The organism is Streptomyces mobaraensis (assembly GCF_020099395.1).
Taxonomy (GTDB): Bacteria; Actinomycetota; Actinomycetes; order Streptomycetales; family Streptomycetaceae; genus Streptomyces.
This window is the reverse complement of record NZ_CP083590.1, coordinates 6,082,885-6,108,103: the sequence shown is the minus strand read 5'-3', so window position 1 is coordinate 6,108,103 and position 25,219 is coordinate 6,082,885. Positions and strand designations below refer to the sequence as shown.

General features: G+C 72.8%; 23 protein-coding genes. 4 read left to right on the top strand and 19 right to left on the bottom strand.

Features of this window, described 5'->3' with window-relative positions:
• Positions 1-9: 9 nt before the first annotated feature.
• Positions 10-942 (bottom strand): LysR family transcriptional regulator, encoded by a 933-nt coding sequence (locus tag K7I03_RS26965; protein WP_185945711.1) that lies wholly within the window; start codon positions 940-942, stop codon positions 10-12.
• A gap of 70 nt (positions 943-1,012) precedes the next feature.
• Between K7I03_RS26965 and K7I03_RS26960 the strand changes: the two genes are divergently transcribed.
• A complete protein-coding gene (locus tag K7I03_RS26960; RefSeq protein ID WP_185945712.1) occupies positions 1,013-2,197 on the top strand; it encodes a TDT family transporter in 1,185 nt (394 codons plus the stop codon).
• On the opposite strand, the gene K7I03_RS26955 is transcribed toward K7I03_RS26960, so the two are convergent.
• The 3 genes from K7I03_RS26955 to K7I03_RS26945 form a co-directional block, all read right to left on the bottom strand.
• Entirely contained in the window at positions 2,124-2,849 is a 726-nt protein-coding gene (locus tag K7I03_RS26955; RefSeq protein ID WP_185945713.1) for a helical backbone metal receptor, read from the bottom strand. The two genes, K7I03_RS26960 and K7I03_RS26955, sit on opposite strands and share 74 nt — an antisense overlap.
• Positions 2,850-3,092: 243 nt before the next feature.
• Positions 3,093-4,898 (bottom strand): ABC transporter permease/substrate binding protein, encoded by a 1,806-nt coding sequence (locus K7I03_RS26950; protein ID WP_185944701.1) that lies wholly within the window; start codon positions 4,896-4,898, stop codon positions 3,093-3,095.
• Complete coding sequence (locus tag K7I03_RS26945; protein WP_185944700.1) at positions 4,891-5,922, bottom strand: quaternary amine ABC transporter ATP-binding protein; 1,032 nt, start codon at positions 5,920-5,922, stop codon at positions 4,891-4,893. The genes K7I03_RS26950 and K7I03_RS26945 overlap by 8 nt, the downstream gene beginning before the upstream one ends.
• A 252-nt stretch (positions 5,923-6,174) precedes the next feature.
• Here K7I03_RS26945 and K7I03_RS26940 point away from each other — a divergent pair, with 252 nt between their 5' ends.
• From K7I03_RS26940 to K7I03_RS26930, 3 genes are all read left to right on the top strand, one after another.
• Complete coding sequence (locus tag K7I03_RS26940) at positions 6,175-7,086, top strand: 5'-3' exonuclease (RefSeq protein ID WP_185944722.1); 912 nt, start codon at positions 6,175-6,177, stop codon at positions 7,084-7,086.
• Positions 7,087-7,148: 62 nt separating this feature from the next.
• Positions 7,149-8,015, top strand: coding sequence for a siderophore-interacting protein (locus K7I03_RS26935; protein ID WP_185944699.1), 867 nt, complete (start codon positions 7,149-7,151; stop codon positions 8,013-8,015).
• 244 nt (positions 8,016-8,259) lie between these two features.
• Positions 8,260-9,300 (top strand): hypothetical protein, encoded by a 1,041-nt coding sequence (locus K7I03_RS26930; RefSeq protein WP_185944698.1) that lies wholly within the window; start codon positions 8,260-8,262, stop codon positions 9,298-9,300.
• A 181-nt stretch (positions 9,301-9,481) separates the two neighbouring features.
• On the opposite strand, the gene K7I03_RS26925 is transcribed toward K7I03_RS26930, so the two are convergent.
• From K7I03_RS26925 to K7I03_RS26855, 15 genes are all read right to left on the bottom strand, one after another.
• Positions 9,482-10,255, bottom strand: coding sequence for an ABC transporter permease (locus K7I03_RS26925; protein WP_185944697.1), 774 nt, complete (start codon positions 10,253-10,255; stop codon positions 9,482-9,484).
• The gene (locus K7I03_RS26920; RefSeq protein WP_224347232.1) at positions 10,252-11,277 is read right to left on the bottom strand and encodes an ABC transporter ATP-binding protein; all 1,026 of its coding nucleotides are present in this window, start codon (positions 11,275-11,277) and stop codon (positions 10,252-10,254) included. The genes K7I03_RS26925 and K7I03_RS26920 overlap by 4 nt, the downstream gene beginning before the upstream one ends.
• A 210-nt stretch (positions 11,278-11,487) precedes the next feature.
• On the bottom strand, positions 11,488-12,093 hold the full coding sequence (locus K7I03_RS26915; RefSeq protein ID WP_185944720.1) for a PadR family transcriptional regulator: 606 nt from the start codon (positions 12,091-12,093) through the stop codon (positions 11,488-11,490).
• A gap of 209 nt (positions 12,094-12,302) precedes the next feature.
• A complete protein-coding gene (locus K7I03_RS26910; RefSeq protein ID WP_185944696.1) occupies positions 12,303-15,116 on the bottom strand; it encodes a DEAD/DEAH box helicase in 2,814 nt (937 codons plus the stop codon).
• Positions 15,117-15,420: 304 nt separating this feature from the next.
• Entirely contained in the window at positions 15,421-16,323 is a 903-nt protein-coding gene (locus tag K7I03_RS26905) for a diacylglycerol kinase family protein (protein ID WP_185944695.1), read from the bottom strand.
• A gap of 78 nt (positions 16,324-16,401) precedes the next feature.
• Positions 16,402-17,379 (bottom strand): twin-arginine translocase subunit TatC, encoded by a 978-nt coding sequence (gene tatC / locus K7I03_RS26900; RefSeq protein ID WP_185944694.1) that lies wholly within the window; start codon positions 17,377-17,379, stop codon positions 16,402-16,404.
• A gap of 65 nt (positions 17,380-17,444) precedes the next feature.
• Entirely contained in the window at positions 17,445-17,726 is a 282-nt protein-coding gene (tatA, locus tag K7I03_RS26895; RefSeq protein WP_040889645.1) for a Sec-independent protein translocase subunit TatA, read from the bottom strand.
• Positions 17,727-17,996: 270 nt separating this feature from the next.
• The gene (locus K7I03_RS26890; RefSeq protein WP_185944693.1) at positions 17,997-18,212 is read right to left on the bottom strand and encodes a hypothetical protein; all 216 of its coding nucleotides are present in this window, start codon (positions 18,210-18,212) and stop codon (positions 17,997-17,999) included.
• A gap of 72 nt (positions 18,213-18,284) precedes the next feature.
• Complete coding sequence (locus tag K7I03_RS26885; protein WP_185944692.1) at positions 18,285-18,530, bottom strand: CpXC domain-containing protein; 246 nt, start codon at positions 18,528-18,530, stop codon at positions 18,285-18,287.
• A gap of 10 nt (positions 18,531-18,540) precedes the next feature.
• On the bottom strand, positions 18,541-19,503 hold the full coding sequence (locus K7I03_RS26880) for a helix-turn-helix transcriptional regulator (protein ID WP_185944691.1): 963 nt from the start codon (positions 19,501-19,503) through the stop codon (positions 18,541-18,543).
• A 109-nt stretch (positions 19,504-19,612) separates the two neighbouring features.
• Complete coding sequence (locus K7I03_RS26875; RefSeq protein WP_185944690.1) at positions 19,613-20,689, bottom strand: helix-turn-helix transcriptional regulator; 1,077 nt, start codon at positions 20,687-20,689, stop codon at positions 19,613-19,615.
• A gap of 126 nt (positions 20,690-20,815) precedes the next feature.
• A complete protein-coding gene (locus K7I03_RS26870; protein ID WP_185944689.1) occupies positions 20,816-21,190 on the bottom strand; it encodes an FKBP-type peptidyl-prolyl cis-trans isomerase in 375 nt (124 codons plus the stop codon).
• A gap of 82 nt (positions 21,191-21,272) precedes the next feature.
• Positions 21,273-22,364: an FKBP-type peptidyl-prolyl cis-trans isomerase gene (locus tag K7I03_RS26865; RefSeq protein ID WP_185944688.1), complete on the bottom strand. Its 1,092-nt coding sequence runs from the start codon at positions 22,362-22,364 to the stop codon at positions 21,273-21,275.
• A 167-nt stretch (positions 22,365-22,531) separates the two neighbouring features.
• Positions 22,532-23,893, bottom strand: coding sequence for a Pup--protein ligase (gene pafA, locus K7I03_RS26860; RefSeq protein WP_185944687.1), 1,362 nt, complete (start codon positions 23,891-23,893; stop codon positions 22,532-22,534).
• A 9-nt stretch (positions 23,894-23,902) separates the two neighbouring features.
• Positions 23,903-25,162 carry an MFS transporter gene (locus K7I03_RS26855; RefSeq protein ID WP_185944719.1) on the bottom strand — a complete coding sequence of 420 codons (1,260 nt, stop codon included), beginning with the start codon at positions 25,160-25,162 and terminating at the stop codon, positions 23,903-23,905.
• Positions 25,163-25,219 lie beyond the last annotated feature (57 nt).

Genomic DNA, 25,219 nt, shown 5'->3' with positions numbered 1-25,219 from the left:
GGACGCCGCCTACCCCCGCGTCAGCCCCAGCAGGTCCCACGCCGGCCCCACCGGCCGCTGCCCCAGCGGCCAGACCGCGCGGAGGTCGCGCCGCAAGCCGAGTCCGGTGACGGGAACCTCGACGAGACGTCGACTGGCCAGCTCGTCGACGACGGCCAGTTCGCTGAGGACGGACGGGCCGGCGCCGCTCACGACCGCCGCCTTGACGGCCGTGGTGGAGGCGAGTTCCAGCAGCGGCGGGGCCGGGCCGTCCTCGGCGGCGAGGGCCGCGTCGAGGACCTGCCGGGTGCCGGAGCCGCTCTCGCGCAGGATCAGCGGGGTGGCGGCGAGCTCGGCGCGGCCGAGGGGCGTCCGGCGGCGGGCCCAGGGGTGGGTGGGCGCGGTGACCAGCACGAGCCGGTCGTGGCCGATGACGGCGCCGTCGAGGCCGGGCGGCAGCTCCAGGCCCTCGACGAAGCCGAGGTCCGCCCGGCCCGCGAGCAGACGGGCCGCCACGGCCGCCGAGTTGCCGGCGAACAGCGAGACGGCCGTCCCCGGCCGCTCCGTGCGCAGCGTGATCAGCCAGCCGGGCAGCAGGTACTCGGCGATGGTCATACTCGCCGCGACCCGCAGCCGCGAGTCGCGGCGGGTGCGCAGCGCCTGCGCCCCGGCGTCGAGGGCCTCGGCCGCCTCGACGATCCGGCGCGCCCAGTCCGTCACCAGGACGCCCGCCGGGGTGAGCCGGGAGCCGCGCGGCGAGCGCTCCACCAGGGCGACGCCCAGCATCCGCTCCATGCCGCGGAGGCGGCCGCTCGCGGCGGGCTGGGTGATGCCCAGCTCGCGGGCCGCGCGGCCGAGGCTGCCCAGCCGGGCCACGGCGAGCAGCAGCTCCAGGGCGGCCAGGTCGGGGACGCGCTCCGCGATCGGCCGGGGCGGGCCGAACGAGTCCGACGGGTGAGTCATAAGTCCAGGTTATGTGGTCATAGGGATGTGGTCCCTGGTGAGGGAGGGCCGGAAGGCCGACCGTGGAGGCATGAGCACGGTCGGTTCCCTCACCCCAGCCCCCACCCCGGCGGCCCCTCGCCTCCCCGCCCCCTCCCCCGGCGTCCGCCGGCTGCGACACCTCGGCCCGAACTGGTACGCCACGGTCATGGGCACCGCCATCGTGGCGAGCGCCGGCGCGGCGCTCCCCGGGCGGGCCCTGCCGCGTCCGCTCCTGGAGGCCGTCTGGGTCCTGGCGACCGCCGCGCTCGCCGTCCTCCTCGCCGCCCGGGCCGCACACTGGGCGCGCCACCGGGACCAGGCGGTCCGGCACCTCGCCGACCCGGCGGTGGCGCCGTTCTACGGCTGTCTGGCGATGGCCCTGCTGGCGGTCGGCGGCGCGACGCTCTCCGTGGGGGCGGGCGTGATCGGCGCACCGGCGGCGGTGGCGGTGGACGCGGTGCTGTGGTCGGCGGGCACGGTCACCGGCCTGGCGGCCGCCGCCGGCATCCCGTTCCTGATGGTGACCCGGCACCGCGTCGAGCCCGGCACGGCCTCGCCCGTGTGGCTGCTGCCGGTCGTGGCGCCCATGGTGTCGGCGGCGCTCGGCCCGGCGCTCGTCGCGCACCTTCCGGCCGGGCAGCCGCGGGAGGCCATGCTGCTCGGCTGCTACGCCCTGTTCGGGCTGAGCCTGCTGATGACGCTGGTGATCCTGCCGCTGCTGTTCTCCCGGCTGGTCCACCAGGGCCCGCTGCCGCTCGCCCTCACCCCGACGCTGTTCCTCGTCCTGGGCCCGCTGGGGCAGTCCACCACGGCGGTGAACAACCTCGCCGACGCGGCCCCGGGCGCGGTCGGCGGCCCGTACCCGGCGGCCCAGGAGGCGGCGTCGGCCTTCGCGGTGCTGTACGGCGTGCCGGTGACGGGCTTCGCCCTGCTGTGGCTGGCCTTCGCCACGGCCATGGTGGTCCGGGCGGCCCGCTCCGGCATGGGCTTCGCGATGACCTGGTGGGCGTTCACCTTCCCGGTCGGCACCTGCGTCACGGGCGCCGCGGGGCTGGCACGCCACACCGGGCTGCACGCCCTCACCTGGCTCGCGGCCGGCCTGTACGCGGTGCTGGTGGCGGCCTGGGCGGTCGCGGCCGTACGGACCGCGGGCGGGCTGGTCAGCGGACGGCTGTTCGCAGCGCCCGTCCCAGCACCTCGGGCGCCCGCGTCAACGACGGCCCGTACCAGGTGAGATGGCGGCCGCTGACCAGCGCGGCGGGGAGCCCGGGGAACGCCTCGGGCCCGTCGTCGCGCGTGAAGCGGTACGGCTCGTCGGGCAGCACGACCAGGTCCGCCCCGCTCGCCCGCAGCTCCTCCAGCGGGACGCGCGGATAGCGCTCGGCGTGGCCGGCGTACACATGGCGGACACCGAGCCGGGCGAGGACGTCACCGGCGAAGGTGTCCCGCCCGAGCACCATCCACGGCCGGCGCCACACCGGAACCACCGCCTCCAGCACGGGGGTTGCCCCCACATCCCGCCACGTGTCCCGCGCGTCCGCCAGCCACCCCGGCGCGGCCAGCCCGCAGCCGTCGACGAGGACCCGTTCCAGCTCCCCGAACGCCTGCTCCAGCGTGCGCACTTCGGTCACCAGCACCTCGAGCCCGGCCGCGCGCAGGGCGGCGAGGTCGGGGGCGCGGTTCTCCTCTTCATTGGCGACGACCAGATCGGGGCCCAGCGCGGCGATCCGCACGACGTCCGGGTTCTTGGTGCCCCCGACCCGGACGACGTCGAGCCCGGCCGGGTGCTCGCACCAGTCCGTGGCCCCGACGAGCAGCTCGGGCGCGGTGGCGGCGACGGCCTCGGTGAGGGACGGGACGAGGGAGACGACGCGGCGTACGGTCATCGTCCCACCGTACGCCGGGGGGAGGGTGCCCCGGTCCCGCCCCTTCGCCGATTCCTGGGGGCAAGCCCCCAGACCCCCTTTTCGCGGCTCCGCCGCTCGTCCTCAAACGCCGGACGGGCTGATCATTCAGCCCGTCCGGCGTTTGAGGACAGCGCGCGCAGCGCGCTTCGGGGTGCGGGGGCTCGCCCCCGCAAGAAACGGTGAAGGGGCGGGACCGGGGCACAGCCCGCCGCAGGCCCTACCTCAGCCCGTCTGCACCGGCGCCAACCGATCCAGCAACCCCGGATGAGCATCCAGCCAGCGCCCGGCAGACGCCTTCTCCTTCCCCTTGCCACCCTTCTGAATCTCGGCCTCCAGAGAAGCGAGATCCTTCTCGGTCATCGAGAACCCCTTCACCCACTCCGCGATCCGCGGGAAATCGGCGGCGAAGTCCTTCTTGCCCACGACGTGCAGCTTCTCGCCCTTGCCCCAGGCCCCCTTGGGGTCCTTGAGCTTCTTGAGGTCGTAGGTGCCGTACGCCCAGTGCGGCGACCACAGGGTGGTGACGACGGGCTCCTTGTTCTTGATGGCCCGGTCGAGCTCGGCGAGCATCGTGGAGGTGGAGGAGGAGACGACCTTGTACTCGCCGTCCAGGCCGTAGTCCTTAAGGACGTTGCCGTTGAGCTTGCCCATCATGCCGGCGCTGGCCTCGATGCCGACGATCTTCCCGCCGAACTTCCCGGCCTTGCCCTTGAGGTCCTCCAGCGAGTTCACGTCCTTGACGTAGGACGGGACGGTCAGTTCCAGGGAGGTGGGCCCGTACCACGTACCCAGGTCGCTGAGCTTGTCGCCGTACCGGTCCATGTACTGCTGGTGCGTGGTGGGCAGCCAGGAGTCGAACTGGACGTCCATCTGGCCCTGGGCCAGCGCGGTGTACAGCGGGCCGGGGTCGAGCTGCTTGACCTCGGGCTTGTAGCCGCGGGCCTCCAGGACGTTCTGCCAGAGGTAGGTGGTGGCGACGGCTTCGTCCCACGGGAAGTAGCCGATCTTCACCTTCTGGCCGCGGCCGATGTCGGATCCGGCGGCCACGCTCTCCCGGTCCCCGCCGCCGGCCAGGTGCATGCCGCCCGCGACGAGCGCGAGGACGACGACGCCGACGGTGGCGACGGCGGTGCCGGGCCGGTAGTTGAGCACGGCGGAGGGCCGTGCGGACGCGGCCGCCTTCGCGGACGCCCGGCGGCCGAGCGGGGAGACCCGCTTGCCGAGCGCGCCGGTCATCCGGTCCAGGTACATGGCGAGGACGACGACCGCGAGGCCGCTCTCCACGCCGCCGCCGATGTCGACCTGGGTGACGGCCGCGTAGACGGTCTCGCCGAGGCCGCCCGCGCCGGCCATGCCCGCGATGACGACCATGGACAGCGCGAGCATGATGACCTGGTTGACGCCCGCCATGATGGTGGGCAGCGCCAGCGGGAGCTGGACGCGGGTGAGGGTGTGGCGCGGGGTGGTGCCGAACGCCCGGGCCGCCTCGACGAGTTCGCCGTCCACCTGGCGGATCCCCAGCTCGGTCATCCGGACGCCGGGCGGCATCGAGAAGATGATCGTCGCGAACAGGCCGGGGATCGGGCCGATCGAGAAGAACATGACGCCGGGGATCAGGTAGACGAACGCCGGCATGGTCTGCATCAGGTCCAGCACCGGCCGCAGCGCCCGGCTGACGCGCTGGTCGCGCGCGGCCCAGATGCCCAGCGGCACCGCGAGCAGCAGGGTGATGAAGCTGGCGACGAGGACGAGCGACAGGGTGGCGGTGGCCTCGTCCCACAGTTCGAAGGAGTCGATCAGGGCGAGGCCCGCGAAGGCGAACACGCCGGCGAGCAGCCCGCGCAGCCACCAGGCGACGACGGCCAGGATGCCGGCCATCAGCAGCGCGTCGGGCGCGTCGAGCACCGCGTGCACACCGTCGTAGAGGCCGGTCAGGACGGTGCTGATGGCGTCGAAGAGCCAGGAGAGGTGGTTCTGGAGCCAGTCCACGGCGGACTGCGCCCAGGAGCCGAGCTTGATCCTAGGCACCGGCGGTCACCCCCGCCGGCTGCTCGCCGAGCACGGCCAGCAGCCGGTCCCGGGTGACCACTCCCGCCGGGGCGCCGTCGGCGCCGGTGACGGCGACCGGTCCGGTGCCGAGGGCGAGCGGGGCGAACAGATCGGCCAGCGGTGTGTCGGCGGCCACGGTGGCGACGGCGTCCGCGGCGTCGCCCTGCTCCGCGATGGAACCGGCGGTGAGCACCCGCGAGCGGTCGACGTCCTGGATGAAGGAGGCGACGTAGTCGTTGGCGGGCCGGACGAGGATGTCCTCGGCGGTGCCGTTCTGGACGATGCGGCCGTCGCGCATGACGGCGACGCGGTCGCCGAGGCGCATGGCCTCGTTGAGGTCGTGGGTGATGAACACGATCGTCTTCTTCAGCCGCTTCTGCAGGTCCAGCAGCTGGTCCTGCATGTCGCGGCGGATCAGGGGGTCGAGGGCGCTGAAGGACTCGTCCATCAGCAGCAGGTCGGCGTCGGTGGCGAGGGCGCGGGCGAGGCCCACGCGCTGCTGCATGCCGCCGGAGAGCTCGTCGGGCCAGGAGCGCTCCCAGCCGGCCAGGCCGGCGAGCTCCAGGGCCTCGGCGGCCCGCCGCTCGCGCTCGGCGCGCGGGACGCCGCGCACCTCCAGGCCGTAGCCCGCGTTCTCCAGCACGCTGCGGTGCGGGAAGAGGGCGAAGTGCTGGAAGACCATGCTGATGTTGCGCGAGCGGACCTCGCGCAGCTCGGCGGGGGTGAGGGCGGTCAGGTCGCGCCCGTCGTAGGAGACCCGGCCGGAGGTGGGGTCCAGGAGGCCGTTGAGCATCCGGAGCAGGGTGGACTTGCCGGAGCCCGAGAGACCCATCACGACGAAGATCTCGCCGGCCTCGACCTCGAACGAGGCGTCGATCACGGCTGCCGTGGTGCCGTCCGCACGCAGCTCGTCGCGGCTCGCGCCGCCTTCGAGCCGCTTGACGGCGGCTTCGGGTCGTTTGCCGAACACCTTGTACAAGTGCTCGGCCTTCAGCCTGGACACATACACCTCACGGGTCGAACCTGGTGACGCCCGCCTCCCCCCGGCGGGCGGCCGTGGAGCGGGACGGGCATCGGGCCCGCGTCCCGTGCGCCGTTCCGGCACAGACGGGTCCGCTCCGCGGCCGCGCCTGCCCCGGTTTCCCGGGAGCAAACGGAAGAGTGATCCACTTCACATCCGCTTCACATCCACTTCATCGGAGGCCGGGGGTGTGTCGGTGACGTACGGCATGATCGGGGTGTGACGCGACGCCTGATGCTCCTCGACACCGCCTCGCTCTACTTCCGCGCGTACTTCGGCGTGCCGGAGTCGGTGCGGGCCCCCGACGGCACACCCGTGAACGCGGTGCGCGGCCTGCTGGACTTCATCGCCCGCCTCGTCCAGGACCACCACCCGGACGACCTGGTGGCCTGCATGGACGAGGACTGGCGCCCGCAGTGGCGCGTGGACCTGATCTCCTCCTACAAGGCGCACCGGGTGGCGGAGGAAGTGGCGGAGGGCACGGACGAGGAGGAGGTCCCGGACACCCTCTCCCCCCAGGTGCCGGTGATCGAGCAGGTGCTGGACGCGGTGGGCATCGCCCGCGTCGGCGCGCCGGGGTACGAGGCCGACGACGTGATCGGCACACTCACCGCGCGGGCCGCCGGCCCGGTGGACGTCGTCACCGGCGACCGGGACCTCTACCAGCTGGTCGACGACGCCCGCGGGGTGCGCGTGCTGTACCCGGTGAAGGGCGTCGGCACGCTCCAGATGGTGGACGAGGCGGTACTGCGGGAGAAGTACGGGGTGGACGGCCCCGGCTACGCCGACCTGGCGCTGCTGCGCGGCGACCCCAGCGACGGACTGCCCGGGGTGCCGGGGGTCGGCGAGAAGACGGCGGCGAAGCTGCTGGCCACGTACGGCGACCTGGCGGGCATCCTGGCGGCCGTGGCCGACCCGGCGTCCAGGCTGACCCCGGCGCAGCGCCGGCGGCTGGACGAGGCACGGCCGTATCTGGCGGTGGCGCCGAAGGTGGTGCGGGTGGCGTCCGACGTGGCGCTGCCGCCGTTCGACGCGGCCCTGCCGGCCGGCCCGCGCGACGCGCGCGCCCTGGGGGTGCTGGCCGAGCGATGGGGGCTGGGCGGATCCTTGCAGCGGCTGCTGTCCGCCCTTCCCGGGGAGGAGTAGTGTTAGGTTAGGCATTCCTAACTAAGATCTCGTAACCCGCGCGTGCTCAGGGAGACCGTCCAATGGCAGACCGCCCCGCCCCCAGGAAACGTCCGGTCCACCGGGCGCACGTGCTGCGCACCGAGCGCCTGACACCGCACATGACACGGGTGGTCCTGGGCGGCGAGGCCCTGGACGCGCTCCCGGCCGGGGAGTTCACGGACCACTACATCAAGATCCTCTTCCCCCACGAGGACGTCGCTTACCCGGAGCCCTTCGACATGGAGGTCATCCGCCGGGACCTGCCGCGCGACCAGTGGCCGCGCACCCGGACGTACACCGTGCGCTCCTTCGACCGCCTCGCCCGCGAACTCGCCGTCGACTTCGTGGTCCACGGCGACGAGGGCCTGGCCGGCCCCTGGGCGGCCCGCGTCGAGCCGGGCACCGAGGTGCTGTTCATGGGCCCGGGCGGCGCCTACGCGCCCGACCCGGAGGCCGACTGGCACCTCCTCGCGGGCGACGAGAGCGCCCTCCCCGCCATCGCCGCCGCCCTGGAACGGCTGTCGGCGACCCACCCCGACGCCACCGTCCGGGCGTTCGTCGAGATCGCCCACGAGGACGAGGAGCAGAAGCTCGACCTCGCCCCCGGCATCGAGGTGACCTGGCTGCACCGCGGCACCGCCCCCGTCGGCGAGGCCCTCGTGACCGCCGTCCGCTCCCTCGACTTCCCGCCCGGCGACGTCCACGCCTTCGTCCACGGCGAGGCCGGCTTCGTCAAGGAACTCCGCCGCCACCTCCGCCTGGAACGCGAGATCCCCCGCGAACGCCTCTCGATCTCCGGCTACTGGCGCCGGGGCCACGACGAGGACGGCTGGCAGGCGTCCAAGCGCGAGTGGAACCAGCAGGTGGAGGCGGAACAGGAGAAGGCGACCAGCCCGTCCGGCGTCTGAGCACAGCGCACGAACGCTTCCCCCCACCCTTCTGCCCCAGCGCCACCCCTCCAGCCCGTCCGGCGTTTGAGGACACGCGCCGCAGGCGCGCTGGGGGGGGTGCGGGGGCTCACCCCCGCAAGAAACGGTGAATGGGGGTGCCCCCTCTGGGGGAGGGACCGGGGCACCCCACAAAACCCACGGCCCGTAGCCACCCGCCCCCGCCCCGGGAGCCACCCCGCCCCGCGGGGATAGGCTCAGCGCCATGCGCCCCGCACGGATACCCCTGGCGAGCACGGCCGCGGCAGCCCTCGCCCTGGCGGCGGCCGCCCCGGCCCTCGCCGCCCCCGCCACGCCGGCACCAGCCGCCCCGCACACGGAGGTCACCACCGCGGCCCCGACCCCACGCGGCGGCGACGCCGAATTCGTCGTGACCCTGGAGGGCCCCGCGCCCGAGGGAGTCGACTCCATAGCGGTGGAGTCACCCGCCTTCGACTCGAAGATCACTGTCCCCAAGAAGGACTTCGGCCACAACAAGGCCGACGACACCACCATGCCGGTCCACGGCCGCGTCCGCTGCGACGCCCGGCCCGGCGAGCACCCGGTCCGGGTGCTGCTGAACGGCGCGGGGAAGCCCGCGGCGGCCACGCGGCTGACGGTGACCGGCGGGCACACCGGCGCCTGCGACGCCGGCTCGCCCCGCCCCACCGCGTCCACCGGCCCGGCCGGCGCGTCCACGCTGCGCCTCCGCCCAGGCGGCCGCGAGCCGCAGCGCGGCGGCGAGGCCGTGTTCACCATCACCACCGACCGGGCCACCCTCGACGCGCACGACGCCCTCACCCTCCGCTCCCCCGCCTTCGTCACCCCCGTCAAGCGCCTGTCCGAGAACTTCAAGGAGGGCAAGGCCGACGGCTGGTGGACCGACCTCGCCGGCATGGTGCGCTGCGACGTCCAGCCCGGCACCTACGCCGTGGACCTCGTGGCCGGCGGCGGCGACGAGGAGGAGGACTCCCCCCTGGAGTCGGTGAAGTTCACCGTGCCGAAGGCCATGGACCCGGCCAACCGCGACTTCTGCGCCGGCCCCCACGCGTACAAGGAGATCGTCGACCGGACCAGCGAGACCGCCCCCGACGAGGACGGTTCCGCGGGCGGCGACCACACGGCCGGGGGCGGCGACGGCGGCCCGGGCACCGGCACGATCGTCGGCATCGCGTCCGCCGCGGCCCTGGTGGCGGCCTCGACCACGTACTTCCTCGTCGGCCGCCGCCGCAGGCGGGCACGGAAGCGGCCTCACGAGTCCTGGTAGCCCGGGCACCGCCCAGCCCCGTTGGGGGCGCCCCTTCCCGGGGAGTTCGAGAACGAGCGGCGAAGCCGCGAAAGGGGGGCTGGGGCGCAGCCCCAGGAATCGGCGAAGGGGAGGGACCGGGGCACCAGCCCGCCGCAGGCGCCCCCACCGGCCCCCACCGGCCCCCACGGATCTACCCGGACTACACGGACCGCTGATAAGCCCGGAACGTCCGCCCCGAAACCCACACCGCGACCACCCCCGCCACCAGCAGCAACCCGCCCCGCCCGAGCACCAGGCCCCAGTCCGGCTCACCCCCCAGAGCGGACCGGCTCATGACCAGCGCCCAGTCGACGGGATTGAAGTCGACGGCGTGCCGCATCCACCCGGGCATCAGCCCCGGCTTCATAAAGGCGGAGGAGACGAACGTCAGCGGCAGCAGCAGAAACGTGTTGAGCGCGATGATCGACTCACGCTGCCGGGCCAGCACACCGATCGTGTTGGACACCGCCCCCGTCACCACGGCCAGCAACACGGAGGCGAGCACCAGCAGAGCCAGCCCGCCGGCCCCACCGGGGTACTCCGCGCCCCCGGCCAGCCCGAGCAGCACGATGACGACCGACTGGACGGACGTGCTCACGGCCTGCTGCACGACGTTGGCGTTGAGCAGCGCGCCCCGGCTCACCGGCGTGGTGAGGAACCGGTTGAGCGTGCCGCGCTCTATCTCGTCCAGCGTGCTCATCCCCGCCCACATGGCGCTGGAGAGGGCGCTCATGACGACGACCCCCGGCACCAGGTAGTCGAGGTAGCTGCCGCCGAAGCCGGGCAGCTCGACCACCCGGCGGAACAGGGCGCCGAAGAGAAACAGCCAGATCACCGGCTGGATCAGGGTGATGACCAGAAAGGCGGGCTGCCTTATCGCGGCCACCAGTTGACGCTGCGTCATATACCAGGTGTGGCGAAGGGCGACACTCATCGCACACCCCCCGCCGATACGGCGTCCGCGTTCGCGTCCGCGTCCGCGAAGCGCCGCCCCGCGTGCCGCAGGTAGACATCGTCGAGCGAGGGCCGGGCGACGGTGACGGACGCGACCGGGACGCCGGCCCCGGCGAGCGCGGCCAGGACGGCGGGGACGGCGGCGGCGCCGTCGTCCGCCCGGGCGCTCAGCCGTCGCCCGTCGAGGACGGTCTCCCGGACGCCGGCGGACGCGCCGAGCGCCGCCGCGAGGGACGGTCCGGCCGCCGGGTCCACCGGATCGCGCAGCTCCACGTGCACGGCGTCACCGCGCAGTTCGCCCTTGAGCCCGTCGGGTGTGCCCGTGGTGACGACGCGTCCGCGGTCGACGATGGCGATCCGCTCGGCGAGCCGGTCGGCCTCGTCCAGGTAGTGGGTGGTGAGCAGGATGCTCAGCCCCTCGTCCCCGGCGAGCCGGCCGATCTCGTCCCACATGGCCGTCCGCGCCTCGGGGTCGAGCCCGGTCGTCGGCTCGTCGAGGAACAGCACCTCGGGCCGGTGGACCAGGCCGATCGCGACGTCGAGCCGGCGCAGCATGCCGCCGGAGTACGTCCGGGCGGGCCGGCCGGCCGCGTCGGTGAGGGCGAAGCGGGCCAGCAGCTCGTCGGCGCGGGCGGCGAGGGCGGCCCCCCTGAGCCCGTACAGCCGGCCCTGGAGCAGCAGGTTCTCGCGGCCGGTGGCCGTGGGGTCGGCTCCGGAGCGCTGGGCGACGACGCCGATGGCGCGGCGGACGCGCTCGGGCCGGCGGAGGACGTCGTGGCCGGCGACGGACGCGGTGCCGGCGTCGGGCCGGGCCAGGGTGGTGAGGATCTTGACGGTGGTGGACTTGCCGGCGCCGTTGGGGCCGAGGAGCCCGAAGACGGTGCCGGCCCGGACGGTCAGGTCGAGCCCGTCCAGGGCGGTCACCCCGCCGGGGTAGGTCTTGGTCAGCCCGTGCGCCTCGATGGCGGGCGCGGCGGTGCCGACGGGCATGGCTGTGCTCATGGCTGAGCGGCCTCCGTGTGTCGGTGGGTTCGGTGCACGCCGAATCCGGTGCCGCCGGATTCGGGTGTATGACGAACCGGTCCACGGGGGTGCCGGGCTATCCTGGGTGTGCCGCACCTCGACAGCCGGCCTGCCCCGCAGGCCCGTTCGGGGTTCGGGGTCCCGGCGGGGGCTGTTGCAGCAGCGCCCGCCGGGACCCTTTCTCATGTCTCAGTCCGCGTCGTCGTTCGCGGCCTCCTCCAGTTTCCGCAGGGTCTCCGGCAGCCGGCCGGTCTCGCTCAGCTCGCGCCATTCGGCGGTGCCGCCGACCGCGCCCCGGTCGAGGTCGGCGCGGAAGCCGTGGAGCCAGTCCAGTTCGGCCTCCAGCATGTGCAGCCGGAACTCCGTCTCGACGAGCAGCAGCCGGGGCAGGGTGCCGTCGAGGTCCCGGAGCGCCTTCCGGTGCCCGGCGGCCTCGCCCTCGCGGGCGGCTATCCGGTCGTCGAACAGGGTGCGGGCCTCGTCGTACGGCAGCGCCATGAGCAGCGACAGGGCCGTCTCGAACAGCGGGTACTCCCGCACCGGGACGGCCACCAGGTCGGCGAGCCAGTCGCGCGCCTCCCGCCGCCCGGCGGGGGTGAGCCCGTAGAGCGTGCGCTCCGGGCGGTTGCCCCGGCGGTCGGTGCCCTCCTCCTCGACGAAGCCGTGCTTCTCCAGGTTGCGCACCACGGTGTAGAGCGAACCGTAGTTGATCTTGATGCTCTGGTCCTTGCCGCGCAGCCGCAGCACCCTGGCGATCTCATACGGGTGCATCGGCCGTTCGAACAGCGTGACCATGACGGCCAGCGCCAGGGGGTTGCTCAGCTTGCGACGGACTGCCCTCGACACGTCGACTCCTCGTCGTCGTATATCCGTTCACAAGCATATCGCGATATCCGCGAAGAGCAACCCCGCGATGTATCGCGTCTCGACGGGCCAAGAGCACGCGAAAGAGCCCGCCCCCGGAGACCTCCGGGAACGGGCTCTCGAACGCCGGCCGGCGCGGCTCACCCCACCGAGGAGTACGCCACCACCCCGCGCAGCAGACCGTCGACCGCCTTGCGCGCGTTCCGCGCGACAGGGCTGCCGTGCGGCGCGGCGGCCGCGATCTGGCCGAGCACGTCGATCAGCTGCTTGGTCCAGCGGACGAAGTCGCCGGCCGGCATCTCGATCTCGCGCAGCACCTCGTCCAGGCCGTGCCCGGAGGCCCAGCGGTAGGCGGCCCAGGCGAAACCTAGGTCGGGCTCGCGCTGGCCCACGCCCTCCGCCTGGTTGATCCGGTGCGCCTCCTCCAGGGCGTCCAGCCGCCCCCAGATGCGGACCATCTCGCCCAGCGCCGCCTTGGCCCCGCCGGAGGGCAGCTTGGGCGCCACCGCGTCGTCGCTCATCCGCGCCTCGTAGACCAGCGCGGACGCGCAGGCCGCCAGCTCGGCCGGGGCCAGCCCGTCCCAGACGCCCTCGCGCAGGCACTCGGAGGCGAGCAGGTCCAGCTCGCCGTAGAGCCGGGCGAGACGCCGGCCGTGCTCGGTCACCTCGTCGTTCCGCAGATAGTCGAGGTCGGTCAGGAGCGCGCAGATCCGGTCGAAGGTACGGGCGATGGTGTTCGTCCGGCCCTCGATCCGCCGCTCCAGCTGCCGGGTGTCCCGCTGCAGCCGGTGGTAGCGCTCGGCCCACCGGGCGTGGTCCTCGCGCTCGTCGCAGCCGTGGCAGGGGTGCGCCCGGATCGCCGTCCGCAGCCGGGAGATCTCGGCGTCGTCGACCGCCGCCGACCGGCCCTTGCGGTGCCGCTCGGGCACGATGTGGCCGGCCTTGGTGCGCAGCGCCGACGCGAGGTCGCGCCGGGACTGCGGGCTGCGCGGGTTGAACGTACGCGGGATGCGCATCCGCTCCAGCGGCTCCACGGGCACCGGGAAGTCGAGCGCCGCGAGCCGCTTGACCTGCCGCTCGGCGGTGAGGACGAGGGGGCGCGGCCCCTCGTAGTCGTAGCCGCGGGAACGGTCGGCACGGCCGGGCAGCCCGGGGTCCAGCACCAGCGCGAGCCCCGCGAACTTGCCGGTCGGCACGTGGATCACGTCGCCCGGCTTGAGCTTCTCCAGGGCGGCGGCCGCGGCGGCCCGGCGCTGGGCCGCGCCCTGCTTGGCCAGCTCGGTCTCCCGCTCCTTCAGCTCCCGGCGCAGCCGCGCGTACTCGTCGAAGTCGCCGAGGTGACAGGTGATCGCCTCGCGGTAACCCGCCAGGCCCTCCTCGTTCTTCTGCACCTGCCGCGAGATGCCGACGACCGAACGGTCCGCCTGGAACTGGGCGAACGAGGTCTCCAGCAGCTCCCGCGACCGGTGCCGGCCGAACTGGGAGACCAGGTTGACCGCCATGTTGTACGACGGCTTGAAGCTCGACCGGAGCGGATACGTCCGGGTGCCGGCCAGGCCCGCGAGGGCACCCGGGTCCATGCCCCGCTGCCAGAGCACGACCGCGTGCCCCTCGACGTCGATGCCCCGCCGCCCGGCCCGGCCGGTCAACTGGGTGTACTCGCCCGGGGTGATGTCCGCGTGCTGCTCGCCGTTCCACTTGACGAGCTTCTCCAACACCACCGACCGGGCGGGCATGTTGATGCCCAGGGCCAGCGTCTCGGTGGCGAAGACCGCCTTCACCAGGCCCTTGACGAAGAGCTCCTCGACGACCTCCTTGAAGGTCGGCAGCATCCCGGCGTGGTGCGCGGCGATGCCCCGCTCCAGACCCTCCAGCCACTCGAAGTAACCCAGGACGTGCAGGTCCTCGTCGGGGAGGGCGGCCGTGCGCTCCTCGACGATCGACCGCACCCGGGCCCGGGCCTCGTCGTCGTTGAGCCGCAGCCCGGCGTAGAGGCACTGCTGGACGGCGGACTCGCAGCCCGCGCGGCTGAAGATGAAGGTGATGGCGGGCAACAGGCCCTCGGCGTCGAGCCGTTCGATGACCTCGACCCGGCTGGGGGTCCAGATCCGGCTGCGCTGCCGCCGCTCCCGCTCGCGATCGGCCTCCCGGCCCCGGCGGCGGTCCCGGCCGCCCATCGGTCGGCTGTTCTCCATCCGGGCCAGCCGTACGAGATCCGGGTTGACCTCCCGGCGCCCGGTGACGGGCGTACCGTCCGGACCCGTCTTCTCCTCGAACAGGTCGTACATCCGCCGCCCGGCCAGCACGTGCTGCCACAGCGGCACGGGCCGGTGCTCCGAGACGATCACCTCGGTGTCGCCGCGCACGGTGTCCAGCCAGTCGCCGAACTCCTCGGCGTTGGAGACCGTCGCCGACAGGGACACCAGCGTCACCGACTCGGGCAGGTGGATGATCACCTCTTCCCAGACGGCGCCGCGGAAGCGGTCGGAGAGGTAGTGCACCTCGTCCATGACCACGTGGCCCAGCCCGTTCAGGGCCTGGGACCCGGCGTACAGCATGTTCCGCAGCACCTCGGTGGTCATCACGAGCACCGGGGCGTCGGAGTTGACGCTGTTGTCGCCGGTCAGCAGCCCGACCTTGGCCGCGCCGTAGCGCTTGACCAGGTCGTTGTACTTCTGGTTGGACAGCGCCTTGATGGGGGTGGTGTAGAAGCACTTGCGGCCCTCGCGGAGGGCCAGGTGGACGGCGAACTCGCCCACGATGGTCTTGCCGGAGCCGGTCGGCGCCGCGACCAGCACCCCCTTTCCGGCCTCCAGGGCCTTGCAGGCGTCGATCTGGAACGGATCCAGCTCGAAGTCGTACATCTCACGGAAGGAGGCCAGCGCGGTGGCCTGCTCCGCGGCGCGTCGCTTCGCCAGGGCATAGCGCTCAGCAGGGGACATGTCGTCGGTCATCTTGTCTACGAGCCTACCGGGCGGGTCGGACAGGTACGCGATCTTTACCAAGGGGGCCCTGCGGGCGGCTGTGCCCCGGTCCCTCCCCCAGAGGGGGCACCCCCACCTTCGCCGATTCCCGGGGCTGCGCCCCAGACCCCGCTTGTCGCGGCTTCGCCGCTCGTCCTCAAACGCCGGACGGGCTGGATATCGCGCCCGAGCGCACTACTCAGCCCGTCCGGCGATTGAGGACAACCGCGCGGAGCGCGGTTTCAGGGGGGTGGGGCCCGCCCCGCAAGAAACGGTGAAAGGGAGGGACCGGGGCTCACTCCCTCCGGGCCCCCAGCACCCGCACCGCACCCCGAGCCACCTCTGTCACAACCGGCAAAGCCCCCACCCGCTCCCCATCCGCGTACGCCGTCACATCCGCCGCGACCAACGAAACCCGCGCCGCCCGAAACACCCGCACCTTCGGATGTGAAAGATGCGTCCCCCGATACACCCGGGGAAACACCCGCAACAGCTCCCCCCGCCCGCAAGCCCCCACCACCGTCACGTCGAACAGCCCGTCGTCCATCCGCGCGCCTCCGCAGATCCGCATGCCACCCCCGTACGACCCGCCGTTCCCGACGGCGACGAGCGTCGCCTCCACCCCCAACTCCGGCCCGTCGTCGAACCGCAGCCGATAGGGAATCGGCCGCAGCGCGGCGAGCTCCGCGAGCAGCGCGAGGTCGTACCGGAGCCGCCCGGAGGGGAACCGCATCCGGTTGCCGCGGTCGTTGACGCGCGAGTCGAAGCCGGAGGCGAGCACGGTCCCGAAGTACGGGCCGCCGACCACTCTCCCCAGGTCACGGGGCACACCCCCGTCCCCTTTCAGCGATCCGGCGATCAGACGCGCCGCCGCCTCCGGATCGCGGACGGGCAGCCCGTTGGCGCGGGCGAAGTCGTCGCCGGTCCCGACGGCGACGACGCCGAGCGGGGTCGGCGTGCCGGCGACGGCCTGGAGGGCGAGCGAGACCATCCCGTCCCCGCCGACGGCGATCAGCGCGCCGGTGCCGCCGGCGACCGCCTCCCGGGCCCGCCGGAGAGCGTCGGCTTCGTCGGCGCCCACGACGGTACGGACGGAGTGCCCGGCCGCGCGCAGCACCCGGGCGGCGGGCTGCGCGGCACGGGCACCGCGGCCCCGGCCGGCCGCCGGATTGACGAAGAGGGTGATGTCGCTGGTCACGCGCGGACCTTACGCGAAGGGGCGGCAGTCGTATACCGACTGCCGCCCCGAAGAACGCGGATCAGGATCAGGATCGGATCAGGTGAAGTCGTCGTACCCGTTCCGCCGCACCGGCTGCCCGTTGTGCCCGTCACGGCCGGACTCACGCCCCGACCGGTCCAGAGCGGGCAGCGGCTCCACGTCGCCGACCGACTCCGGCGTCAGGTCCAGGGGCGCCGCCTCGTCGTCGTCGAGGAGACGGTCCGGGTTGGCCCGGCCCCGGCGCTTGTCGTTGAGCAGGGCGATGCCGACGGCGATGAAGTACAGCCCGACGATGGGCCCGGCCAGCATGAACATCGAGTACGGGTCGACGGTCGGCGTGGCCACGGCCGAGAAGATCGTGACGCCCATGATCATGCCGCGCCACCAGCCCAGCATCCGGCGACCGGTGAGAATCCCGCCGAAGTTGAGCAGCATGAGCAGCAGCGGCAGCTCGAAGGAGAGGCCGAAGACGACGACCAACCGCATGATCAGGTCGAGCAGTTCGTCGAGGGGCAGAAGGTTCTGCACGCCCGTGGGCGTGAAGTCGATCAGGACCTCGGCGGCCGTGGGAAGGATCGTGTACGCGAACCAGGCGCCCGCCGCGAACAGCGGGACACCGGCCGCGACGAAGCTCAGCGCGTACTTCTTCTCGTGCCGGTGCAGACCCGGCGCGAGGAAGGCCCACAGCTGGTAGAGCCACACCGGGCTCGACAGCACCAGACCGGAGACCAGGGACACCTTCATCATCAGGGCGAAGGGCCCGGTCAGCCCCGACATGGTGAGATTGGCGCACCGGGTGGTGTCCCCGGGCTTCTTGTCGAGCAGCTCCTGGAGGGACACCTTGCAGCCGATGGCGTCCTGGATCGGATGCTGGAAGACCTCGATGATCTCGCGGTAGTAAATCGCCGAGACGATCGAGACGATCACGATCGCGATGACCGACTTCGCCAACCGGTTGCGCAGCTCACGAAGGTGCTCCGCGAGGGGCATCCGCCCCTCGGGATCCTTCTCCTTCTTGCGGGCAGGCTTGAGCAACCCACGTCCCTATCTCGTGCGGCGGACGGTCGCCGACAGGCGGCCGCCCCAGTCGTCCTCGGTCGTCAGCGCTGCGTCGTACGGTCGGCCGGCTCCTGCACCGGGCGCGAGGTCACGTCGCCGGGGGCCGCCTTGATCGTACGCGGGGCCGCCGCCTGCTGGTCCGCGGGCTCGGCGGGCGCCGCGGCGTCCTTGCCCTCGGACTTCATCGCCTTGGCCTCGCTCTTGAGGATGCGGGCGGACTTGCCGAGAGCACGCGCCATGTCGGGGAGCTTCTTGGCGCCGAACAGGAGCACGACAACGACGAGAATGAGGATGATCTCGGGGGCCCCGATCCGTCCGAACAACATAAGCGTTTACCTTCTCACCGAAGCGGTTTAGGGGTGTGGAGCTGTGGACCGATAAGACGTTTTGTCCAGCAGTCGTACGGCAGCGATCGTAACGCGCAAGGATGAACGCCGGGCAATCCCCGCGCGTACTTCCCCGCCGTTCCCCCGCTGTTCCCGCGGGCGACCCTCCGCTTCGTCGGCAGGGCCACCCGCACCAGCGTACCGCCAGCGGTTCCGGCGCAGGAGACGGCCGTCGGCCGCTTCCGGGGCGCCCGTCCGCGCCGGGTGTCACTCCGGGCGTACGCCGTGCGCCACCCGCGCGGCCTCGGCCGCGAGCGGCGTCGCGGCCCGCTCCAGGTCCTCGGTCGCCCGGGCGATCCGCCGGGAGCTCTCCTCCACCTGCCGGGCCAGCCGGCGCACCTGCGCCAGGACGAGCGCGGCGAGGACGCCGAGCACGGCGATGCCGCAGAAGGAGAGGGCGACGGCCAGCATGGGGAAGAGCATGGGGACGAACCTACCGAAGGCGGAACGGTAGATGGGCAGGGGCCCGGGCGGAGGCACCCCCGGGGCGCCCCCTCAGACCCGAGAGTGCAGCCGCAGCGTCCGCACGCCCCCGCCGGTCAGCAGCTGCACGATCCGCTCCCCCGCCGGCTTGCGGACCGACGCGCCGCAGTCGGGGCAGGTGAAGGAGTAGAAGGTGGTGCGCCGGCTGCCGCCGATCGCCAGCCGGAAGGCGCCGGCCGCCAGCTCGAAGCTCCCCCGGCAGTCGGGGCAGGCGGCCTTGAAGACCGCGTCCGACAGCTCCCGCGCGTACCCGTTCACCTCTCCCACCTCACCCGCCGTACGCCGCGAGGGCCTCGCGCGCCGCGTCCCGGGCGCTCGCCGCCAGCTCCGGGGGCGAGACGATCCGGCCGTCCCGGCCCAGCCGCAGCGCCAGCCGGCGCAGCGAGGCGGGGTCGGGGGTGCGCAGGGTGATCCGCAGGCCGCCGCCGGGCAGTTCCTCGGCGCTGTCGTGCGGGTAGTACTCGGCCACCCAGCGTCCGCCAGGGCCCACCTCGACGACGACCTCGGGGTCCTCGGCCGCGGGCTGCACCAGCCCGGCCGACAGGTCACGGGGCTCGACGGGCGGCGGGTCGGAGACCTCGTCCAGCAGCCGGATCTCGGCCACCCGGTCCAGCCGGAAGGTGCGCCGGGCCTCGGAGAGCCGGCACCACGCCTCCATATAGGTGTGGCCGACGGCGAACAGCCGGATCGGGTCGACCTCGCGCTCGGTCAGCTCGTCGCGGGCCGGCGAGTAGTAGCGGACCCAGAGCCGGCGGCGCTCGGCGATGGCCCGGTCGACGTCGGCGAAGACGCCGCCCTCGGACTCGAAGGTGACCGACAGCCGGGAGCTGGCGCCCGCCGTCTCCCCGGCCGCGGCCTCGATCTTGGCGGTGGCGCGGACCAGCGCCTGCCGGTCGCTCTCCCGCAGACCGGGGAGGGTGGCCACCGCGCGGGCGGCCACCAGCAGGGCGGTGGCCTCGTCGGCGGCGAGCCGCAGCGGCTCGCCGGTACTGGTACCGGACGCGTCCGGGTTGTGCCACCAGATGCGGTCGCCGTCGGTGTCGATGTCCAGCAGGTCGCCGCCGCGGAAGCTGGTGCCGCACATCGGCAGGACGTCGAGGTCGCCGATCAGCTCGTCCTCGGTGATGCCGAAGGCCCGGGCGACGTCGGCGACGCGGGCGCCGGGGCGCTCGCGCAGGTAGGTGACCAGTGACAGCATCCGCCGGGTCTGGTCGATGGCGTTTCCGGCCATGAGGGGTCGGTCCGTACCTTTCCGTTCAAAGTCCGCTCGAACCTGCTCGAAGTCCGCTGGTGTCCGAAGGCGTCCGCTCGCCGGGGCAACGCGCCGGCGGCCGCGGCCCTCAGCCCTCGGCCACGGCCCGCAGCCGGTCGAGGACGTCGGCCCGCAGGTCGTCCGGTTCCAGCACCACCACGTCCGGGCCGAACTCGACGAGCCAGGCGTCCAGCCCGTGCCCGTACGGGATCTCCAGTTCGTCCCAGCCGTCGCCCAGGTCGCGGCGGGCCAGGGCCTTGGCGCGCAGCGGGTAGCCGTGCCCCGCGCGAACCTTGATGAGCGCGGTGCCGGTGGCCGTCTCGCCCGCCCAGCTCTCCACCGTCTCCCGGACGGTGACGTGGTCCGGGACCGGCGCGGTGAAGGGCAGGGCGCGCGAGCGGACGCGGCCGGTGATGCGGGAGAGGCGGAAGACGCGCTCCGCCTCGCGGTCGCGGTCCCAGCCCGCCAGGTACCAGTGCCCGCGCCAGCACTCCAGCGTCCACGGCTCGACGTGCCGCTGCTCGGGGCGGGCCGCGTTGGCCTTGCGGTAGTCGAAGAGGACGGTCCTGCGGTCGCGCGCCGCCAGCATCAGCGGCTCGAACGCCGCCTCGTGCACGGGGATCCGCGTCTCAAGGGCGCCGCCCTCGTACGCGTCCTCCGCCACCGGCATGCCGGCCGCGCGCAGCTTCTGCAGCGCGCCGCTGGCGGCCGAGGCCAGCCGCGCCTGCTGCCAGACCTTCGCGGCGAGGCCCAGCGCCGCGGACTCCTCGACGTCGAGGGTGATCGGGGGGAGGCAGTTGCTGTCCCGGCGGGCGAGGTAGCCGGTCTCGCCGTCGACGCCCTCGACCGTCTCGATGATCAGGCCGAGCTCGCGGAGGTCCTCCTTGTCCCGCTCGAACATGCGGTTGAAGGCGTCGTCGCTGCCGGTGCCGGCGGTACGGGAGGTGTTAGCAGTACGGGTGGTGCCGGCCGCACGGGAGAACGGGGCGGCGTCCGGGTCACCGTCCGGCGCGACGTCCGCACCGGAGGCCACGTCACCCCCCGGCCCGAAAGCCTCCAGGTAAGCCTCGATCGACCCCCGCAGCTCCCGCTTGCTGAGCGGACGCCGCGTCCCCAGCAGGCACAGCGCCAGATTCATCAGCCGCTCGGCCTTGGCAATCGCCATCGACGCCCTCTCGCCCTCTTCTCATGTTCTTTCAACCGATGACCGTACCGCTCACGCGTCACCCGGCAAAAGCCGAGGGCCCGCGCACATGGCGCGGGCCCTCGGTCGGAACCGTTCGGCGTACGGTCAGACGGCGATCAGGTCGCAGACGAAGATCAGCGTCTCGCCCGGGGCGATCCGGCCGCCGCCCGCGCCGCGGTCGCCGTAGGCGAGGTGGGCGGGGATGGTCAGCCGGCGGCGGCCGCCGACCTTCATGCCCTGGATGCCCTGGTCCCAGCCGGGGATGACCTGGCCGGCACCGAGCTGGAACTCCAGCGGGTTGCCCCGGTTCCAGCTCGCGTCGAACTCCTCACCGGTGGAGTAGGCGACGCCCACGTAGTGGACCTTGACGAAGTCGCCGGCCTTGGCCACCGCGCCGTCGCCCTCCCAGATCTCGACGATCTCCAGGTCGGACGGGGCCGGGCCCTCGGGGAAGTCGATCTCCGGCTTCTCGATGTTCACGTAAGTGCTCCTACGAACGGAATCTTCGGACAACCGTGCAAGTTTCGCAGACGATCGGTCCGGACTCGTCCCCGATGGCCGGTCAGACCTTGCCCACGATGTCCACGACGAAGACCAGCGGCGCGTCGGCGGGGATGCCGCTGCCCGGCGGCGGGCTGCTGCCGTACGCCTGCTCGGCCGGGAGCACCAGCAGCACCCTGTCCCCCACGTGCTTGCCGACCAGGCCCTTGTCCCAGCCCGAGACGACCGAACCGGTGCCGATCTGGAAGGCGGTGGCGCCACCGTGGTCCCAGGACGAGTCGAACTTCTTCCCGCCGTCCCACAGCACACCGGTGTACTGGGCGACCAGACCGTCGCCGGCCTTGACCTCCGGGCCGTCGCCCTTGATCAGCACCTGCTCCTTGAGCTCCTTGGGCGCCTTCTCCCCCTTGGGCATGGTGATCTCGGCCGCCTTCCCGGACTCGGCCTTCACCTCCGGCATCCCCGCGTCGGGCTTCGCCTGCTCGCCCTTGGCCTCCGCCTTGGCGTCCACCTTTCCGGTGCCCACCACGTCGAGGACCCAGACGAGCGTCTGGTCCGCGTTCTGCTGGACCTTGTCGCCGTACATCGACTTCAGCGTGCCCTCGGCCCACACCCGGGTGCCGACCTTGCGGCCCACCAGGGCGTCGGCGACCGCGTCCGGCACCTGGCCGCCGCCCTCGCCGCCGCCCACCCGCTGCACCAGCTCGCGGCGCGGCCCCTTGGTGTCCTGACCCGGCTCGGGATTCCAGGTGCCCTTGGCGGTGGTGCCCTCCTGGGTCGACTGCACCGCGAAGGCGAGCCGGGCGAACGCGCCCTTCTCCACCGTGGCGCCCTTGCCCTCGGTGATCGTGGTGATCCGCACCTTGTCCGGGCCCTTGGCGTCCTTCGGGGCGGAGATCTTCGGCTGCTCGCCGAAGGCGCCCGTCACCGTGATCTTCGAGCCGCCCTGCGCGGAGCCGGAGCTCGCCGACGCCTTGGAGCTGCTCTCGGAGGACTTCTTGGAACCGTCGTCGTCCGAGCCGCAGCCGGCGGCGGTCAGCAGCAGGACGGGCACGGCCAGGGCGGCGGCCAGACGGCGGGACGGGCGGGTGCCGCTCGCGGTCCTCGCGAGGCGACGGGATTGCGGGGTTCGTCCCGCGGTGAATCGCAGCATCGGTCCAACTCGGGCTAGGGGGTGGTGGCTGAACAGTGCCCGCCACTCTACGGCCTGAGTCCCGCCCGTCACCCCCGTCCGACACGGCGGTGCGCCGGACCGAGAGGCCCGGCGCACCGACGCCGTATTCACTTCCCCGCATTCGGAATGTCAGACCGTGCGTCCGCTCACATTCCGGCAATCAGCTTTTCCACCCGGTCGTCCACCGACCGGAAAGGGTCCTTGCACAACACCGTGCGCTGCGCCTGGTCGTTGAGCTTGAGATGGACCCAGTCGACGGTGAAGTCCCGCCGCTGTTCCTGCGCGCGGCGGATGAAATCGCCGCGCAGCCGGGCCCGGGTGGTCTGCGGCGGCACCGACTTGCCTTCGAAGATCTTGAGGTCGTTGCACACCCGCGCGGCCTGCCCGCGCCGCTCCAGCAGGTAGTACAGGCCCCGGCGGCGGTGGATGTCGTGGTAGGCGAGATCTATCTGCGCGACCCTCGGATGGGACATGCTGATGGCGTTCTTCGCCCGGTAGCGCTCGATGAGCTGGTACTTCATCACCCAGTCGATCTCGGTGGAGATGCGGTCCAGGTCCTCGTCCCGGATCGCCTCCAGGGAGCGGCCCCACAGCTCCAGCACCCGCTCGACGATGCCCGTGCGGATGCCGCGCCGTTCGCAGAAGTCGACGGCCTTCTCGTAGTACTCCTGCTGGATCTCCAGGGCGGACGCCTCCCGCCCGCTGGCCAGCCGCACCTTGCGGCGGCCGGTGATGTCGTGGCTGACCTCGCGGATGGCCCGGATGGGGTTCTCCAGGGTGAGGTCGCGCATCACCGTGCCCGCCTCGATCATGCGGAGCACCAGGTCGGTGGCGCCGACCTTGAGCAGCATCGTGGTCTCCGACATGTTCGAGTCGCCCACGATGACGTGCAGCCTGCGGTACCGCTCGGCGTCGGCGTGCGGCTCGTCCCGGGTGTTGATGATCGGACGCGAGCGGGTGGTGGCGGAACTGACGCCCTCCCAGATGTGCTCCGCGCGCTGGCTGACGCAGTAGACCGCGCCGCGCGGGGTCTGCAGGACCTTCCCCGCCCCGCAGATCAGCTGACGGGTCACCAAGAAGGGGATGAGGATGTCCGCGAGACGGGAGAACTCCCCGTGTCTGGCCACGAGGTAGTTCTCGTGGCAGCCGTAGGAGTTCCCCGCGGAGTCGGTGTTGTTCTTGAAGAGGTAGACGTCGCCCGCGATCCCCTCCTCGTGCAGGCGGCGTTCGGCGTCGACGAGCAGTCCCTCGAGAATGCGCTCGCCCGCCTTGTCGTGGGTGACCAGTTCGATCACGTTGTCGCACTCTGGTGTCGCGTATTCCGGGTGCGAGCCCACATCGAGGTAGAGACGGGCGCCGTTGCGCAGGAAGACATTGCTGCTGCGGCCCCAGGAAACGACACGGCGGAAGAGGTACCGCGCCACTTCGTCAGGCGACAGTCGGCGCTGTCCCCTGAACGTGCACGTGACGCCGTACTCGTTCTCCAGCCCGAAAATGCGGCGGTCCATGCCTGAACACTACGCCTGATGCCCTGCGCTGAAACCGGGTTCGACCGCACCGTTCCGATCGGATTCCGAACGCGCGACGACGGGCGACGCCTTCTCCGGGGCGGTCAGCGCCTTGCGCGCCGCCAGCAGGACGAGCGCCGCGGCGATCCCGCCGCCCGCCGCGACCGCGAACCCGGCCCGGGCACCGCCCGACTGCACCGCCGGACCGACGATCGCCGTACCGATGGACGCGCCCACACCGAACGAGGTGACCAGCCAGGAGAACGCCTCCGTGGCCGTGCCCGCCGGCGCGTGCCGGTCGACGACGACGAAGGCACAGGCGAGCGCGGGCGCCAGGAACACACCGGCGACCCCCGCCAGGACGGTCATCGGAACGACACCGGGGACCAGCAGCAACGGCACGTAGCAGACCGCCAGCGCCGCGATGATCACCCGCAGCCGGCCCTCCGGCGCACCGGCCCACTGCCGGCCGCCGTAGACGACACCGCCCACCAGGGCGCCGGCGCTGAGCGCCGACAGCAGATAGCTGGAGATCATCTGATTGCCGTGCGCGTCGGCGTAGGCCACGGAGGCCACGGCTATGGAACCCAGCGCCGAGCCGACGAAGAAGAAGGTGCCCAGGACGACCAGCAGCCCCCGCGAACGCAAAGCGCCCAGCCAGTGCGCCTCGCGCGGCTCGCTGCGCCACTTCCGCGAGGGCGGCGAGCTGACGACGGCGAGCGCGCCGAGCACGCCCAGGGCGTTGATGACCAGCAGCGCGGCGGCCTCGGACCACTCGCGGACGAACAGCATCACGATCAGCGGGCCGACCGCGTACATGACCTCCTGGGCCACGGCGTCCAGGGCGTAGGCCGCGTGGATGCGGTCCTCGCGCTCCAGGACGGACGGCCACAGCGCCCGCAGGCCGCCCTCCAGCGGCGGAGTGAAGAAACCGGCGACGACCATGGCCGCGTAGGCGACGGGCAGCGGCTCCAGGCCGACGACGGCGAAGAGGACCATGCCCAGCGCGGACAGCACGGCCGAGGGCAGCATCACGCGCGGCTGGCCGTACAGGTCGACGGCCCGGCCGAGCAGCGGCTGGCCGAACGCGTTGGCCACGCCGTACGCGGCGGAGAGGGCGCCGGCGAGGGTGTAGCTGCCGCCCTCGGCGCGGGCGAAGAGGACGACCGCCAGCGCGGCGGTCGCGGTCGGCAGCCGGCCCACCAGGGTGCCCACCAGCAACCGCGCGGCGTACCGCGTCCTGAGCATCTCGCCGTAGCCCGCCGCCATCATCTGCCTCTCTCGACCGACCCTGGGTCGGTTTTACGTATAACGTTGACGCGTTAT

Coding starts and splice junctions, on each gene's coding strand:
- K7I03_RS26965 (WP_185945711.1), bottom strand. CDS start 942: ATGACTCACCCGTCGGACTCGTTCGGCCCGCCCCGGCCGATCGCGGAG.
- K7I03_RS26960 (WP_185945712.1), top strand. CDS start 1,013: ATGAGCACGGTCGGTTCCCTCACCCCAGCCCCCACCCCGGCGGCCCCT.
- K7I03_RS26955 (WP_185945713.1), bottom strand. CDS start 2,849: ATGACCGTACGCCGCGTCGTCTCCCTCGTCCCGTCCCTCACCGAGGCC.
- K7I03_RS26940 (WP_185944722.1), top strand. CDS start 6,175: ATGCTCCTCGACACCGCCTCGCTCTACTTCCGCGCGTACTTCGGCGTG.
- K7I03_RS26935 (WP_185944699.1), top strand. CDS start 7,149: ATGGCAGACCGCCCCGCCCCCAGGAAACGTCCGGTCCACCGGGCGCAC.
- K7I03_RS26930 (WP_185944698.1), top strand. CDS start 8,260: ATGCGCCCCGCACGGATACCCCTGGCGAGCACGGCCGCGGCAGCCCTC.
- K7I03_RS26925 (WP_185944697.1), bottom strand. CDS start 10,255: ATGAGTGTCGCCCTTCGCCACACCTGGTATATGACGCAGCGTCAACTG.
- K7I03_RS26920 (WP_224347232.1), bottom strand. CDS start 11,277: ATGAGCACAGCCATGCCCGTCGGCACCGCCGCGCCCGCCATCGAGGCG.
- K7I03_RS26915 (WP_185944720.1), bottom strand. CDS start 12,093: ATGGTCACGCTGTTCGAACGGCCGATGCACCCGTATGAGATCGCCAGG.
- K7I03_RS26910 (WP_185944696.1), bottom strand. CDS start 15,116: ATGACCGACGACATGTCCCCTGCTGAGCGCTATGCCCTGGCGAAGCGA.
- K7I03_RS26890 (WP_185944693.1), bottom strand. CDS start 18,212: ATGCTCTTCCCCATGCTGGCCGTCGCCCTCTCCTTCTGCGGCATCGCC.
- K7I03_RS26880 (WP_185944691.1), bottom strand. CDS start 19,503: ATGGCCGGAAACGCCATCGACCAGACCCGGCGGATGCTGTCACTGGTC.
- K7I03_RS26875 (WP_185944690.1), bottom strand. CDS start 20,689: ATGGCGATTGCCAAGGCCGAGCGGCTGATGAATCTGGCGCTGTGCCTG.
- K7I03_RS26865 (WP_185944688.1), bottom strand. CDS start 22,364: ATGCTGCGATTCACCGCGGGACGAACCCCGCAATCCCGTCGCCTCGCG.
- pafA (WP_185944687.1), bottom strand. CDS start 23,893: ATGGACCGCCGCATTTTCGGGCTGGAGAACGAGTACGGCGTCACGTGC.
- K7I03_RS26855 (WP_185944719.1), bottom strand. CDS start 25,162: ATGGCGGCGGGCTACGGCGAGATGCTCAGGACGCGGTACGCCGCGCGG.